At 65.5% G+C, this 14112-nt stretch carries 11 protein-coding genes, 1 tRNA gene and 1 pseudogene; 7 read left to right on the forward strand and 6 right to left on the reverse strand.

The annotated features are described in order from the left end of the window. Window positions 1-239 precede the first annotated feature (239 nt). The 5 genes and pseudogenes from KF724_04130 to KF724_04150 all read left to right on the forward strand — a co-directional run bounded on the left by KF724_04130 (window position 240) and on the right by KF724_04150 (window position 2756). Complete coding sequence (locus KF724_04130) at window positions 240-518, forward strand: transposase (GenBank protein ID MBX3354868.1); 279 nt, start codon at window positions 240-242, stop codon at window positions 516-518. A 32-nt stretch (window positions 519-550) separates the two neighbouring features. After that, complete coding sequence (locus KF724_04135; protein ID MBX3354869.1) at window positions 551-856, forward strand: hypothetical protein; 306 nt, start codon at window positions 551-553, stop codon at window positions 854-856. 35 nt (window positions 857-891) lie between these two features. After that, complete coding sequence (locus tag KF724_04140; GenBank protein ID MBX3354870.1) at window positions 892-1158, forward strand: type II toxin-antitoxin system RelE/ParE family toxin; 267 nt, start codon at window positions 892-894, stop codon at window positions 1156-1158. A gap of 7 nt (window positions 1159-1165) precedes the next feature. Further along, a complete protein-coding gene (locus KF724_04145) occupies window positions 1166-1519 on the forward strand; it encodes a helix-turn-helix transcriptional regulator (protein ID MBX3354871.1) in 354 nt (117 codons plus the stop codon). A gap of 940 nt (window positions 1520-2459) precedes the next feature. Then, window positions 2460-2756 (forward strand): annotated as a pseudogene (locus KF724_04150) (tyrosine-type recombinase/integrase). Between the two features lie 793 nt (window positions 2757-3549). Here the strand turns inward: KF724_04150 and KF724_04155 are convergent. From KF724_04155 to KF724_04180, 6 genes are all read right to left on the reverse strand, one after another. Continuing rightward, window positions 3550-4074: a hypothetical protein gene (locus tag KF724_04155; GenBank protein MBX3354872.1), complete on the reverse strand. Its 525-nt coding sequence runs from the start codon at window positions 4072-4074 to the stop codon at window positions 3550-3552. Window positions 4075-4127: 53 nt separating this feature from the next. Then, window positions 4128-5174 carry an adenylate/guanylate cyclase domain-containing protein gene (locus KF724_04160; protein MBX3354873.1) on the reverse strand — a complete coding sequence of 349 codons (1047 nt, stop codon included), beginning with the start codon at window positions 5172-5174 and terminating at the stop codon, window positions 4128-4130. Between the two features lie 261 nt (window positions 5175-5435). Further along, window positions 5436-5508 (reverse strand) — tRNA-Gly (locus tag KF724_04165). A gap of 442 nt (window positions 5509-5950) precedes the next feature. Continuing rightward, the gene (locus KF724_04170; GenBank protein MBX3354874.1) at window positions 5951-6805 is read right to left on the reverse strand and encodes a DUF4405 domain-containing protein; all 855 of its coding nucleotides are present in this window, start codon (window positions 6803-6805) and stop codon (window positions 5951-5953) included. A 312-nt stretch (window positions 6806-7117) separates the two neighbouring features. Next, window positions 7118-8944 carry an AAA family ATPase gene (locus KF724_04175; GenBank protein MBX3354875.1) on the reverse strand — a complete coding sequence of 609 codons (1827 nt, stop codon included), beginning with the start codon at window positions 8942-8944 and terminating at the stop codon, window positions 7118-7120. An 82-nt stretch (window positions 8945-9026) separates the two neighbouring features. Further along, window positions 9027-10403: an alkaline phosphatase family protein gene (locus KF724_04180; protein ID MBX3354876.1), complete on the reverse strand. Its 1377-nt coding sequence runs from the start codon at window positions 10401-10403 to the stop codon at window positions 9027-9029. A gap of 296 nt (window positions 10404-10699) precedes the next feature. Between KF724_04180 and KF724_04185 the strand changes: the two genes are divergently transcribed. Together KF724_04185 and KF724_04190 are read left to right on the forward strand one after the other, a co-directional pair. Further along, window positions 10700-12967 carry a hypothetical protein gene (locus KF724_04185; protein ID MBX3354877.1) on the forward strand — a complete coding sequence of 756 codons (2268 nt, stop codon included), beginning with the start codon at window positions 10700-10702 and terminating at the stop codon, window positions 12965-12967. 86 nt (window positions 12968-13053) lie between these two features. Continuing rightward, window positions 13054-14076, forward strand: coding sequence for a hypothetical protein (locus KF724_04190; GenBank protein ID MBX3354878.1), 1023 nt, complete (start codon window positions 13054-13056; stop codon window positions 14074-14076). The last annotated feature ends 36 nt before the right edge of the window (window positions 14077-14112 follow it).

Here is a 14112-nt window from a genome sequence, read left to right on the forward strand (position 1 = left end):
CAACTGGCGGTGGCGAATCCACGCCGTGGGCGTCGGCACGTCATGGACCTGCTGCACCAGGAAGGCTGGGCGATCGGAACGAGACTGATGAAGCGGCTGTGGCGGGTGGAGGGTCTGCTGGTGCCGCAGAATCGCAGGACACGCAGGCGGATCGGGACGGGCGAGCATGACCTGCTCCCCTGGAACTGGTCCGGTCGGAGAGTTGTACTCCTCGATTCCGGATCTGAAAGGAGCCGGACATGGGCAGGCGTCGATTCACGGCGGAGCAGATCGTGCAGATGCTTCGTGAGGCCGAGGTCGAAATGTCGAAGGGGCAGACGATCGCGGTGACGGCGAAGAAGCTTGGCATCACGGACCAGACCTACTACCGGTGGCGTCGCGAGTACGGTGGTCTGAAGGTGGACCAGGCAAAGCGATTCAAGGAGCTCGAGCAGGGGAACACGCGTCTGAAGCGCGTCGTGGCGGATCTCACACTCGACTACCTGATCCTGAAGGAAGCGGCCCGCCCAAACTTCTGAGCCCGCCGAGACGGCGCGAGACGGTCGAGCGCGTGGTGCAAGCGCTGAGCGTGCCGGAGCGGCGGGTCTGCAAGGTCCTGGGTCAGAACCGGGCGACGCATCGGTACGCGGCGAAGCCGCGGAACGATGAGTTGCCGTCGACGGCGCGGATCATCGAGCTGGCAACGACCTACGGGCGCTACGGGTATCGCACGGTGACGGGGCTGAGTGGCCGGGCGATGAGTGAATCTGAGCGGAGAGTCTGGCAGTTCTGTGCGAGCGCCTTGCAGCAGTGTTTGCACGGGGTCGCGGGGCTGTTCGGCCCCGACCGGCGCGTTGACTCAACAAGTGATCAGTGATTGACTATGTCGTCAATTGCCGCTAGAATCGGCGTGTGGCCCGCGTTGTCCTGACCGATTCCGCCGCCAAGGAGCTCGAAGCCCTGCCACTGGTCGCCCATACGCGCATCCTCAAGGTGCTCGAGCGCCTTGCCGATTGGCCGGATGTGAGCGGCGCCAAGCCGATGCGAGGGAGGCTCGCCGGCAGGTTTCGGATCCGGACTGGGGACTATCGAGTCCTCTTCTCTGTGCGCGGTCGAGGAATCGAGACGACAGTCGTCGTCGAGCAGATCGGGCATCGCGACGGCTTCTACGAGGAGTGAACTGATCATGGATCGAGTCAAGGTCAAGCTGGACGATCGCGAATATGTCATCCTCCCCCGCGCCGAGTACGACCGTCTTGCGGGTCGCGCGAAGGCGGCGGACATGCCACCGCTCCCGAAGGCGGATCGCGCTGGAAATGTGCCTGCGGTCGACTACGCCCGGGCATCCCTCGCGCGCAAGATCATCTCGCGGCGAACCGAGGCCGGGCTCAACCAGCGCCAGCTTGCCAAGCTGGCGGGGATCGCGTTCGAGCAACTGAATCGGATCGAGCGGGGCAAGGTGACTCCGACGCTGGCGACGATCGAGTCGATCGAGCGCGGATTCAGGAAGGCGAAAGGGATCAGCAAGAGGCGGAGTTGATGTCGGAATCGGGGACGCGGGGACCACCCGGCCGTTCGGACATCGCCGCAGACTCCCGCGCCACAATCGCCTCGATGTCTGCCAGACTCAGCGGAGCGAACGCATTGCGATCGACGCCGACATCCCACGAGCGTGAAGGGGAGCTGCGACCACTGGCTCACGCAGGCGCCGCGCCGCGTGCGGCGGGTCTGCCAAGAAGCAGGAGCAGGACGGGGGATTCGGCGACTTCGTGATCTCACGGTTCCGGCGGTCGAGCGCTGGCTGCGCGAGCGGGCGGACGAGGGGATGTCAGCGGGCACGCGGAACGGGTACCGCAGGGCGCTCGTGGCGTTTGGGAATTGGTGCGTGCGGAATGGACGACTCGCGGCGAGTCCGCTCGCGAAGGTGGCCACGGCCGACGATCGCGCGGATCGCCGCCGCACGCGCCGGGCGCTCACCGACGACGAGCTCATGCGGCTTCTCGACGCCGCACGGCGACGACCGCTCGCCGAGGCGCTCACGATCCAGAAGGGCAAGCGTCGAGGGCAGCAGGGGGCCAAGGTGAGCGACGCCACGCGCGAGCGACTCGATCGCGCGGGCCGCGAGCGGGCGTTGATCTACAAGACGCTCGTCCTCACCGGCCTCAGAAAGGGCGAGCTCTCGTCGATCTCGATTGGTCAGGTGGATCTCACCGGACCGGTGCCGTACCTGCTCTTGCACCCGAGGGATGAGAAGAACCGTCGCGGCGAGGAGATCCCGCTGCGGAAAGACTTGGCTGCGGAACTGCGTGCGTGGATGGACGAGACGCTGGCCCTCGCGCAGGCGGACGCGCGCGAGCGCGACGAGCCTGTTCCCGCGCGACTGCCGCCGACCACCAAGTTGCTCACGGTGCCGAGCGGCCTGATCCGGATCTTCAATCGCGACCTCGCGTTCGCGGGGATCGCCATGATCAAGAAGGACGAGAAGCGCGGCGGCAAGGAGATCGTTTCGAAGACCGACGAGCGCGGCCGCACGGTCGACATCCATCCGGATCATGGCGCTGCGACACACCTTCGGCACGCACCTCTGCCGCGCCGGCGTCCCGCTGCGCACCGCGCAGGCCGCGATGCGTCACAGCGACCCGAGTCTCACCGCGAATGTCTACACCGACCCGAAGCTGCTCGATGTGGCGGGGGCGGTGGAGAGGTTGCCGAGTCTTCGAAACGTCTCTCCGGAGAGATGCGCGCTTGAATCTGCGAGAGGAGAGTCACGACGATGACCCGCTTCTCCTAGCCGAGGCCGCGCTCGGAGTACGCTGGGGAGGCTAGCCCGCCGCGCCGACTGGTGATTGTCGGTGGCGACCAAGTAGCCTAACCTCTCGTGAGACCGATGGGATCCGGCATTCGCATCAGTGCAATCATGGTCTTGGCCTGCGCGCCACTCGCCGGCTGTCAAACCGTCTCGATGCACGGTGATGCCAAGTGGGTCACGCGCCACCAGCAATGGTTTCAGCTGGCAACCGTAGACACGCTCTCACTCCCCGCAGTCGACGTCGGGCGCCGGGGCGTTTCGTCGTTCCGTGTCCGCGACCTCCCCATGCCGTTGCTTCCAGACACCGTGTACATGGATGTGCCCGAAGACGAGGATGTTGGCTCTGCGCGGACGCAGCCATGGCGCACAGTCGTACTGCGTGTCTGGATAGAGGCCGTCGGCGGGCCGCCGACGAGCGCTGCCGAGATCGCATTCGCTGACGCGAACTGGTCGATGCCCGCGAATGGCTGGGGGCAGCGCAGAGTGGCCGTCCCACTCGATCTTGTTGGAGCTCGCGAATCTTGCGCGGACACGGACTGGCGCAGCTATGACCTCACGGTCGAGGTCTTTGCGCCGTCGGGGCGCGTAGGAGACACAGTGTGGTTGGAAGGCTCTGCGGTCTCGCGAGACTCGGTCTCGGCTGGGACGGGAAGAGACGTCGCCGGTTCTTTGCGAGCCGGAAACGGGAGAGGTGCGAGCTGGTTCTGACGGGAATGCGCCTCGACAAACGGCTCGAGAAGCACAGTTCCGGCGAGATCTATTCAGCCAGACGCGAACCCATCCGCGAGTGGTTCCATATCCCACTCGCCCAAACCCGCAACCTCATGGATGTTCGTACACGTCTTGCGCACCGCGTCCAGAGCACGCTCTGCACCTTTCAACTCATTCCATTCGCGCATATAGCTCGGGATCATCGCGCCTCTTCCAGCGCCGGGACTTCCGTCGTCAGTGTATTCCAACACCTGAGTCTCGGTTCGACTGTGAGCAAGGCCATCTCTGAGTTTGAAAGGGGCCGCGATGACCTGCAGCTCACCCTCACCCCAGTTACATGGGAGACCTAGATCGCTAAGCAAAATCTCCGTCTTGCTTCTCCATGGAAGCCGTTCAAAGTGCTCCCAGTGTCGGATCTTCAAGGGCCCTACATGGTTCAGATATCCCTCGAACATGAAAGCTGAGAACAGCGCGGTCGTCACGCATTCAAGGCCGCTGCCACGCTCTATGGTCTTGGCGTGCTTGAGTGAATGGGCGGCCAGGTTCTCGATCTGCCGGTAGCCGCGTACGGTCATGTGGCCTCGAATCTTGCGAGGTGTGTGCGGCGGTTGTTGACCTTGAGGATCTCTCATCCGGAGATGTCTGTTGGGGCGAGGGTGGGAGTCGTTCCTAACACAATGGTGGGCGGAGGCGCGCTGGGTGGCCACTGCACGCGAGCCAATTGGTAGATCTCTCCCTGACGGTCCTGGTACTCCCAGTCCTGAGGAGGCGTGACAGGTTCGCAGATCTCGCGCCATTGCACATGGAGACCCCGGAGCATTGATTGGCCTATTCTGATCTCCCCCGGTGCAGCCGTAGCTTGAATCTTGGCTGCAAGGTTTGCTACAGCGCCGATGATGTCGAGTGAAGGCGTCCCGCAACCCAGACCAAGGTCCTCGACCACGGCTCTCCCAGAATCAATGCCGACACGAATCTGGATGGCTGGGAGTCCAGCCCGGCCGAGCGATGGCGATATCGCATCCGTCGCAAGCCGCTGAAGGGTAATGGCCCCGTCTATTGCAAGATCGTGGTTCCCGGTGAAGTTCGGTTCGGGAAAGTAGGCGAGCAAGCCATCGCCGGTGAACTTGAGTACGTGTCCGCCGAATCCCCAGATGACGGCGGCGAACTCGCGCAAACACACACGAACCAGTCGCGCGTACGCGTCGCTAGAGAGCGTCGTTGCTAAACGAGTCGAGCCGACAATGTCCGCGGACAGAATGACGAAGTGCGATGTCCCCGGACGGATGTTCGGAACGTGACGCTCGGGGAATGGTTCGTGTGCGGGCGCGTCGCCTGACGATTGCGATAGCGCAGAGTTGATGCAGGGAATGCGCGACTCGACGTACTCGGCGGCGTTGCGTATCTGCGGCAGACTGAAACAGAGGTGCCGTTCACTGAACTGAGAAGCGATGGCTGCCAGAAAGTCTGGCCTCGGATAGAGGACATTGTCGTGAGTGTCCTCCCAGTATTGCCGTCCGTCGACCTCGACCTCCTTGTAGCGGCGAGGATCTGGACGCATGGTAATGGTGACGACCTTGGGATCGTCCGTGTCCTTCACGCTCGTGAATATCAGATCGAACCGGCGAAAGTCGCCGTCTTCGGAAAGCGCCGCAGGACGATCCGTGTCACCGCTCATGGTTCGATCGTACCCGCGCCAACTCGCGTAGCGATCGACGACCGCGCTGCCTCACCCCTTGCCCTTCCCCTTGCACAAGCGCTTGCACAAACTCCCGGCCGCGCCTGTCATCTCGGGTCTACTTGTGGCAATCTAGCGGCCTCTGGCCGACCTCCCGAAGCGCTCGCAAGCCTTGGCGCAACTCGCGCCCGTGTCGCCTCTTGTCCGCTCCGGTCGCGTGCTGTCCGCTCCGGTCGCCTGCTGTCCTCTCGTGACCACGAAAGCGGGTGAAGGGACTCGAACCCTCGACATTCAGCTTGGGAAGCTGACGCTCTACCAACTGAGCTACACCCGCGTGCGCCGGGATTCTACTCGGGGCCCGCGAGGATCGTCACCACACGAGTGATGCCCGCCATCTCGTCGGCGGGTCGGCGCACGCCCAGGCCGTGTGGCAGCAGGAGCCAGGCTGGGGGCCCTCTCTCGACCTCGGGATCGTTACGCCAACCCACGCCGACAGGCAGCGGACGACACCCGCCCCCGTGCGACTGCACCGTCGCAGTCCGGACGCACGCACACTCGGACCACCGCACGCCTGATACTCCCAACGCTCGGACCGTTGAACACTGGGTCCCTCGAATGGCATGACCACCCAACGCTCGGGCCTTCGAACAGTCGCGCGCCCTCACGCGGGAATCTCCCAACGCTCGGACCGTTGAACACTCGGAACTCCGATTGCTCTTGCGCTCGAGCCCCCGGTTGGATGACCCCACTCCCCGGACCCACACAACCGCAGGCCGTCAGGGCTTGATCGCCTCGACCCAGCTCCACAGGAGTTCGAAGTCCGATGACGAGAGCTCATGGCGCCGCAGCGATCGTCCTGCTGAAGGCTCGCGGGCCGCTCTGCTCACCACGCGAAACAGGGCGCTCCTCGCCGCATCGCCGGGCTGGACCCATCGCGTCCCGTGCTGCTCGATCAACAGCCACGCCACAGTATCCGCGCGAACACCTTCCGCCGCATGGCGCGAACCATGGCAGTCAGCGCATCGGTCTGCCAGCAGGCGCGCCACGCGCCGCTCCACTTCGATGAACGGCAGTCCCGTGCCGCCGCGCGCTGGGGCATTGATCGGGTCCGAGTCTGGTCCTGTGTCACCGTCGCCAGCTCGCGCCGCCGCGCCGCTTTCGCGCTGCTCGCTAGTCCCAACGGCTCCGTCGCTCGCATCCGGCAGCACCTCTGTGGCGGCCAACCGATCCCCCTCGGCCCGCAGCGGGTGAAGGGGCGCTGAAAGCGGCCGCACCGCAGCATGGGCGATCACGATCGTCGCGAGCAGGGGCATGACCGCGATGAGGAGCGCCAGCACCGTCGCAAGCCAGGGCCGACCTTCGACGGTAGAACCAAGTCCGAGCCGCTTGCACAGGCCCATCGAGAGCCATCGCCAGTGGAGCGCCACATGCACGGCCAGCACCGCCAGAAGCACGGCGGCGAGCCAGAAGTGAAGCTCGCCCCATTCGTGGCGGAGCCAGCCAAGCAGTTCGTGCGTGCGATTCGTTCCTGGAGGAAGCGCGAACCAGAGCACATAGCCTGTGGCGACCAGCGCCGTCAGGATCACTGCCGCGATAGAGTCGATCAACAGGTTGAGCACGGCACGATTCATGACGAGCGCTCATGGACCATAGAGGCTGTTTCAGAACCCCGCGTCGCTGAGACCGAGCGAGGACGAGCGGCACAAGGAGAGCGAGCGAGGCGCGCTTCAGGGTAGCCGCCGAGCGAAGCTCGAGGCGGTGCTGCGAAGTCGGAGCCTGTCGAAGGCAGCGCGGGTTCTGAAACATCTCTTTCGGCCCGGTGCACCTTTCGACAACTTCCGGCAACCCATGGCGGTTCCCGACCGCACAGGGCCACTTCTGGCGACACCCTGCGGCCCATGGCTCATGACACACCGCTCACTCCGTTGAGTGGAGCACCAGCGTCACATGATTAGTCCTTCCATCAGGCGCTCGAGAACAACCGTTCGCACGCGCTCCATGGGGGAGGCACTCTCGACACGAACCCTCCGCCTGGCATCGATCTCTCCGGGTGACTCAAAGCGGGCCGCCATCGACTGCATCACCGCGACATCGGCGTCAGAGACCTCCTGCGCATCGTGCACCCGGTGCTCAAGCCGACGCCTGAGCTCCATGAGTGGAGCGACACACTCGACAACGATCCACGGCACGGTGGCGGTCGCCGACGCTGGTGCGCGATCGTGAGCACCGGGAGCTCGCTTCTGCCGTCGCTCGACTGCCGATCCGGCAGTGGCGGCCGAGAGCATCGAGACGGTCTCCCTCGCCATCGCCCGAAGCTCCGCCGTGGGGAACGCCGCGTCCACAATCACATGGCGTCCGCACCGGATCGCCTCGGCGGCCATCGTCAAGAGCTCCGAGTAGACGCGCGTGGTGACCGATGCCTCGTACAGCGACGCATCGCCTCGCGCCGTCGGTGGCAGCCCCGCTTGCTGCTTGCGATGCTCATCGCTCCGCAGCACCACCGCTCGCAACGGTCCGGCCAATCCACGCGCCACGGTGCTCTTTCCGCTTCCTGGAAGCCCGCACATCAGGACGAGTGACGGCGGCAGCGCATAACCGACCGCCAGATGCAGGAAGCGAAGCGACTCGCCCTTCGCCCCTCGCATGCGCTCGACCATCGCCCGCACGAGCGCATCATGCAGTCGATACCAGGTCTGGGGAACGAGAAAGTCGCGCTCATGATCGGCATCTTGGGGGTCGCGCGCCACCTCATCGAGGTACGCGTGAGTCACCCGCTCCGCGAGATCGGCGCGCCCGTGCGCATCGAGGTCCATCGCGAGAAACGCCATTTCCGCGCTCGTGTCCCGGACGCGCAGTTCGCGGGAGAAGTCGATGCAGTCAAACGCCGTGGGCGCTCCGGGCACCATGCAGATGTTGCGAGAGTGAAGGTCGCCGTGGCCGTCGACCACGCATCCGCGAGCCCTTCGCGACTCAAGGAGCGGCATGATGTCATCCAGCATGATCAACGCCCGTCGGCTCACGAACTCGATGAGCGTCGTGGTGTCGCCGCTCGAACAGTTCGTTGCCTCCTCCACGGGAGCCTTGGCCGCCCCAGCCTCCGCCACTTGAGCGGTGACCACATGAGCCTCGGGCACTTGAGCCTCAGCCAAATCAGCCTCGGCCGTGCGCGGCTCCCAGCTCGCGAGCGCGGCGAGCGTCTTCGAAAGAGCCAGACGCACGCGCTCGGGGGTGCGCAGCGACGCAAGGTCCCCGCCGCGCGGGGCCGTGCGATGAAAGCGGGCCAGGTGGCGCGCCAGCAGCTCAAGCTCGGCTTCAACGCGGCGGTCCACCCGCCCTTCATCGAGCAGCCGGTTCAGCATCCACTCCGCCGGAAGCGCGCGCATCACCACGCACCAGTCGATCACCCGGCCGCTGGTGCCCGATGGCGGCCAGTCGAGTTGCAGCAGTGAGGATGCACCGAGGTCACCGGCGGCCGCGGCGCAGGGGTGTTCATCCATCGTCCGCAGCGCCGCGACCCCCAGGTAGACCGCCGGTGCAAGGCGGGCATTCAGGACGACCTCATCGCGCACATGGGCCTGCCGCGCGTCGAGCGAGCGATGATCGACGAAACCGAGGTCGAGCCATCGCTTGAACTTGAAGACCAGTTCGGCCGTGATGAACACCCGCGACAGGTGCGTCGTCTCCACTCTGACCGCGTGCTCGTCGACACCAACCGCGCGGGCCACGGCGGCCTTGAGCGCCTCATCCGATGGCTCAGTCAGCGGACTCATCTGATGGTCCTGCGATCCTCCGTTCCGATGGTACCGCCAGCCAGCTCATCCGCCGGTTCACTCAGGGCCATCGTCTGAAGGCTCAATCCGCAGGCTCATCGTGGCCATCGGGCGCCGTCGCGACCGGCGAACCGGCGATACGCGCACTGGGCGAGGTCGCCACCGCAGTTGTGTCAGGTCGAACCACGCGCCACGCCTCGCCCTCTGAGACAACGGCGAGTGGCGTCGCGCCGCCGATGGAACTCCCGTCAATCGTCGGAAGTCCAAGGAGTGCCAGACACAGATTGCCCGCGTCTCCGTTGCGGATAGGAGGCAAGCCGATTCCGATCTCTGGATTCTCCAGTGGACTTGGTCGCACCCGCGACTGCGCGTTGAGCTTGTAGAGATCGGACGGCGCTCGATCTTCGCCCAGCCAGACGAGGAACGGAATGATGAAGTTGCACGGCGCGTCGGGGTTCGTGTGCGTCTTCGCGGGGTCGCCGCCGCCATGGTCGGTGGTGATGACCAGCGCCGTCGAGCCGCGAAGAGCGGGGTTGGACTCGATGTGTGCGATCAGTCGCGACATCCACGCGTCCACGCGGGCCATCGTGCGCAGATAGTGCGAGCCTGGAGTCAGATCCCACTCTTCGGCGTGACCGGCGGTGTCCGGTTCGGCGATGTGAAGAAAGTCCAGCGTGCGCCGATCCTGCGAGGCGAGCCGCGTGAGCCGCGCCATCAGCGCTTCAACAAGATCCTCGCTCGACTCGGCGTGGAGGAAGGCATCGATCTTCGCGCGGCCGTTGTTCTCTCCGGTGCGGTCCTTGGCGCCGCGCGCGCTGCCGTAGGTCTGCTGGAGGAGCCAGAACTTCGTCTTGCCTGTCGACAGGGAGGTCGCCAGGCCGTGGTCGTGCGCGACATCGAACATGCTGGGGACATACCGATTCGCCCGATCGTGAATCGTGCCGCCATGCTTCGGCCCGGGCGGTTCGTCGTTGCGCAGCCATGCGTGTTCGGCCGCGTGCAGGCCTGTCACCATCGCGACATGATTGGGAAGCGTGACGGTGAAGTCCGGATCGGTCCGTGCCTCGAGCGTGTGCGGTCCGCGCATCAGGCGAGCCATCGAAGGCAGCGTCTCGATGATGGGTGACTTCAGAACATCGGCGTGCACGCCGTCGATGCTGATGAGGATCACATGCGGAAAGGCGTCCGGTCGTGCCGCGGCCGCGGCCCGTGCGGCTGCTCTGGCGCGCTCCTCGGCGGTCGGCGGCGTGGCGTTCTCGGAGGCGGCCTCAGGTGATGCCGGAGTTGGATCGGATGCCACCGGCGCTCCGCCGACACCCCGGCGCCCTCCGACGCGTTGGCGCCCGCCAGCATCCTGGCGTGCATCAGCAATCTGAAGTTCGCCCGCAACCTGGAGTTCGCCGATCGGGCCACTGCTCGCCGACACGAACAACGAAAGCGCAAGAAGGAGTGTCGTCATGGCGCCACACGGTAGGTCATCCGCGCAAGGAATCGGTGAGTCCCGTTTCAATCCGCATCGATCCGGCGCGGGGCAGCCATCGTCACATTCGCCTCAGCATGCCGCAAGCCACTGCACGGCACGCGCGAGCGCGGTGCGCCTGTGCGGAAGGACCACCACGATCGGAGATCGGCTGCCCAAGCAGCCGGCATTGGCCCTGGTCGGTCCTCGGGTGTTCATGCACTCCGCATGGCCATCTGTACACTGTGAGCCCACGAAGGGGCGAAACTCATACCTTCAGTTCCCAAGGAGGGACCATGGGGCACGAAGCGATTTCAGCGGAGGGGTGGAACGGGCACCATCGACAGCGGTCGGGCGCGAGGAGCGCTCTCGCGGCTGCCATGGCGGGCATTCTCGGCAGTGCTGCACCTGCGTGGAGTGGCGCCGCAGTTTCGCCACAGGGGCAGGAGCAGGAGCAGGCGGCTCCCGCGCCGTTTCTGACCATCTATGCCGCAGGAGTCGAGAGCCTTCTTCGAAGTCCGAAGGACGCGTGGCTGCGTGGGGCGATCGAACGCATCGAGACCCAGGGAGTGCAACTTCCCCCGGACCTCGCCGCCCAGTTCAACGCCACTCCGCAGAATCGAGTCATGGTGAAGCTCGTGCGCGATCTGCTCACCACTCGAATCATCGGATCGCTCGCGCTCACCGGAGATGACGCAGAGGAGCCGCCGATCCCCCGGGGGCAGATCGCCTTTCTTGGCAACAGCCGTCGCCCGGGGGCGGACCTTGAACCGAACATGATCGACGCGATGCGGCTGTCGGGGCTCTGGTCGAACTTCAAGCCCGTGCCTGGCGCGGCGGGACTCTTCAGCTTCGATCAGGCGGGCTCGCCCACCGTTTACTTCGGATCTGGTCCGGGCGGTGACGGGTCCATCACCTCGCTCAGCGTGGGCATGCGGCCGGTTGAACCAGTGCTCGACTTCACCCGATTCGGAGTGCCCGCAACGCTGCAACCGCAGGGCGTCTTCGAACTCGACTTCACCCCTCTGCAGTCGCTCCTTGGCCTTGGTGCGGCCATGATGCCACAAGGGCCAGATGGTCGCTCGCCCCTCGAAACACTCGGCCTTCTGAGCCGAACGCCGATGATCTTTCGCGCCGCCGCGACCAACGATGGTGTTGAAGGTCGCATCCAGGCGCGCCTCGTCAACGCCGTGCCCGCGATGCAACTTGAGTCAGCGGCGAATGGCCGCACACTGGGGGCGAAGGAGCTGCGGTGGATTCCCGCCGACGCGCAGTGGGCTGCAATGGCGCGCATCGATCTGCCGAGGGCCTTCAATCAGCTCGTTGATCAATACAACCTTCAGGCGGCGCTCTGGGGCGACGACGAGGACTTCATGGATGATGATGAGAGCAGCGCCCTGCTCGGCGTAGCCGACCAATGGACGAAGGAGAACCTCGGCCTCGATCTGCGACGAGACATCATCGCGCCGCTCGGCGACATGGTCGCGTACCAGACGAGCGTCTCGATGGGCGGCGGTGTTTTTGGCTCCGCGGTCATTGTCGGCCTCCGTGATGCGGCCACCATGCAACGCTCGATTGAGCGACTCAGCACCTTGCTTGCCGCCGATTCCTCGGCTTCGAACTCCGGCCTCGGTCTGCGAGCCCGCTCGGTCCCGGGCACGAGGGCCTTCTACTCCTTCTCACTGGCGGGCCTTCCGATTCCCTTCCAGATCGTGATCGGCATGACGGACGACGCGATGGTGATCGGCTTTATGCCGCAGACTGTGACGGCGGCAATCGCACAGGCGTCGAATCCCACCTCGATCGCGACGAGCCCCGCGCTCGCTCCGCTCGGTGGAGCAAAGGCACTCGAGAACGCCCATGCGCTCCTGTGGTTCGACGCCGCGTCGAGCGTGCAGGCGGGCTATGGAACGCTGCTCGGAGTGGCGACCGCAATCGACAGCGCGCTCCTTCCGCAGGCGGGGGCTCCAACGCCGATCGCGACCACCGTGCCGCCCCTCGCCGAACTCGCCAGAGGCGTTCGGCCGAGTCTGCTGGTCGGTCGCATCGACGGCAATGACCTCACATGGGACTATCGCTGCGACGGCAGCTTCACCGTTCAACTGGCAGCCTGGGGATCGCTGGTCGGTGGTGGATTCACTCCCATGTCCATGGCCCTTGCTTCCGCAGTGCTCTCTGCGAGAGCGGTGGATCGGGCCGCATCCGTGGCTGAGACCAGAGGGGGCGCTCGGGACATGCAGCCAGCGACGGAGCTTCGACAGCTCGGAATGGGAATCATGTCCTTCGCCGCCAGTCGCGAGTTCCAGTTCCCCGCGACGCTTGATGAGCTCGTGGCAGCCGGAGCCGTCAAGCAACTGCCACGATCCAGACGAGACGCTCCAGGACTCAACGGCAGGATCGAGTACCGGGCGCCAGCGCCTTCGGAGGCCTTCAACTCGGAACTCCCCATGCTCTGGGAGGGCTACGACTTCTGGCCGGACGGCGGGATCCTTGTGGTCTTCGCCGATCTCAGCCTCAGGAGAATCACAGACGAGCAGGACTTCAGGGGGATGCCCGACCGCTGACACCCAGACGGGCGGCAGATCCTCCGACCCCGCAGAGTCGCCCATCCGCGCGTACGCTGTCGCCAATCCACTGAGGAGCTACATCCATGCGTGTGTCGTCCTGCTGGTCTCTTCATGCTGTCATTGGCGCCGGGATTCTCTTCATCGCATCGACCACCGACGCGCTGGCGAGACAGAGCGCGGGGACCGTCGCGGCCGCTGCAGGGGCGCGAGCGGCAGCGGCATCACCGGCGGATGCCAGATCGGGCACGCCGTTCGTGCTCGCTGTGGAACAGCGTGTGAAGCTCGAGCCGCCGGAATGGGACACGCTGGAGCTGAGAGAACTTGAAGCGCGAATCGTGAACGCCACCTCGGATGCCTGGCGCGCTGAACTCGAGGCGCAGGCCGCGGTACTGCGCGAGCGCATGGATCGAGATGGCGCGTGCGTCCTCCTCGGGCGCTCGGCCGCACGCGGCGACGCTGGCGGGCGACCGACGGCCGTCTTCGTGCCTGCAGGCATGAGCGGATGGGAAGCCGAGCGAGGCAGCACAGTGCGCGTGACACCCTCCGCACGGCCGTGGCCGTCATTGGGGCTTGGCCTGGCCGCGCAGGCGTTCCCGGAGTTGCGAACATTCGGCACGGAGGCTCGTCCCGGATTCGTGGCCTCGGCCATCGAGATCGTGACTCGGAGTGACACGGCTCCGGGCGCGGCCGGCGCCACCACCGAGTCGGTGATCAGGGCGATCCCGGGCCGCGACAAGTCGCCGTGGACGCGAGCAGTGGCTTCGCCACGCACCGAAAGCGCGTCGCTTCAAGTGGAAGGTGGCCCGGAGTCGGGGCCGATCCTGAACGGGCGCGTGCCGATGTCCATCACTGTGCGAAACGCAGGAGTCCAGGCTCTTCCGCCGAGTGAGGTCTTCTTCGAATTCATGGATGCCTCGGGCAATCTCATTCATCGAGAGTTCCAATGGGTCACACCGCAGCGGGCCGCGGCCCTCGAGGCGCGGCTGCCAGCGCTTGCGCCGGGTGCCGTGGCCACCATCGAAACGCCCGTTCCACCGGAGATCGCCGCGCAGGCGCGCTCCTGCCGAGTGCTGATCCTGAGGTTCCTCTCCGGGGTGCCCCGCTGACAGAAGGGTGATGGAGGCGCACCCTCGCCGCCGCGT

Source organism: Phycisphaeraceae bacterium (assembly GCA_019636735.1).
In the GTDB taxonomy this organism is placed as follows: Bacteria; Planctomycetota; Phycisphaerae; order Phycisphaerales; family SM1A02; genus VGXK01.

Coding starts and splice junctions, on each gene's coding strand:
- KF724_04160 (MBX3354873.1), bottom strand. CDS start 5,174: ATGAGCGGTGACACGGATCGTCCTGCGGCGCTTTCCGAAGACGGCGAC.
- KF724_04145 (MBX3354871.1), top strand. CDS start 1,166: ATGGATCGAGTCAAGGTCAAGCTGGACGATCGCGAATATGTCATCCTC.
- KF724_04155 (MBX3354872.1), bottom strand. CDS start 4,074: ATGACCGTACGCGGCTACCGGCAGATCGAGAACCTGGCCGCCCATTCA.
- KF724_04190 (MBX3354878.1), top strand. CDS start 13,054: ATGCGTGTGTCGTCCTGCTGGTCTCTTCATGCTGTCATTGGCGCCGGG.
- KF724_04175 (MBX3354875.1), bottom strand. CDS start 8,944: ATGAGTCCGCTGACTGAGCCATCGGATGAGGCGCTCAAGGCCGCCGTG.
- KF724_04170 (MBX3354874.1), bottom strand. CDS start 6,805: ATGAATCGTGCCGTGCTCAACCTGTTGATCGACTCTATCGCGGCAGTG.
- KF724_04130 (MBX3354868.1), top strand. CDS start 240: ATGGGCAGGCGTCGATTCACGGCGGAGCAGATCGTGCAGATGCTTCGT.
- KF724_04185 (MBX3354877.1), top strand. CDS start 10,700: ATGGGGCACGAAGCGATTTCAGCGGAGGGGTGGAACGGGCACCATCGA.
- KF724_04180 (MBX3354876.1), bottom strand. CDS start 10,403: ATGACGACACTCCTTCTTGCGCTTTCGTTGTTCGTGTCGGCGAGCAGT.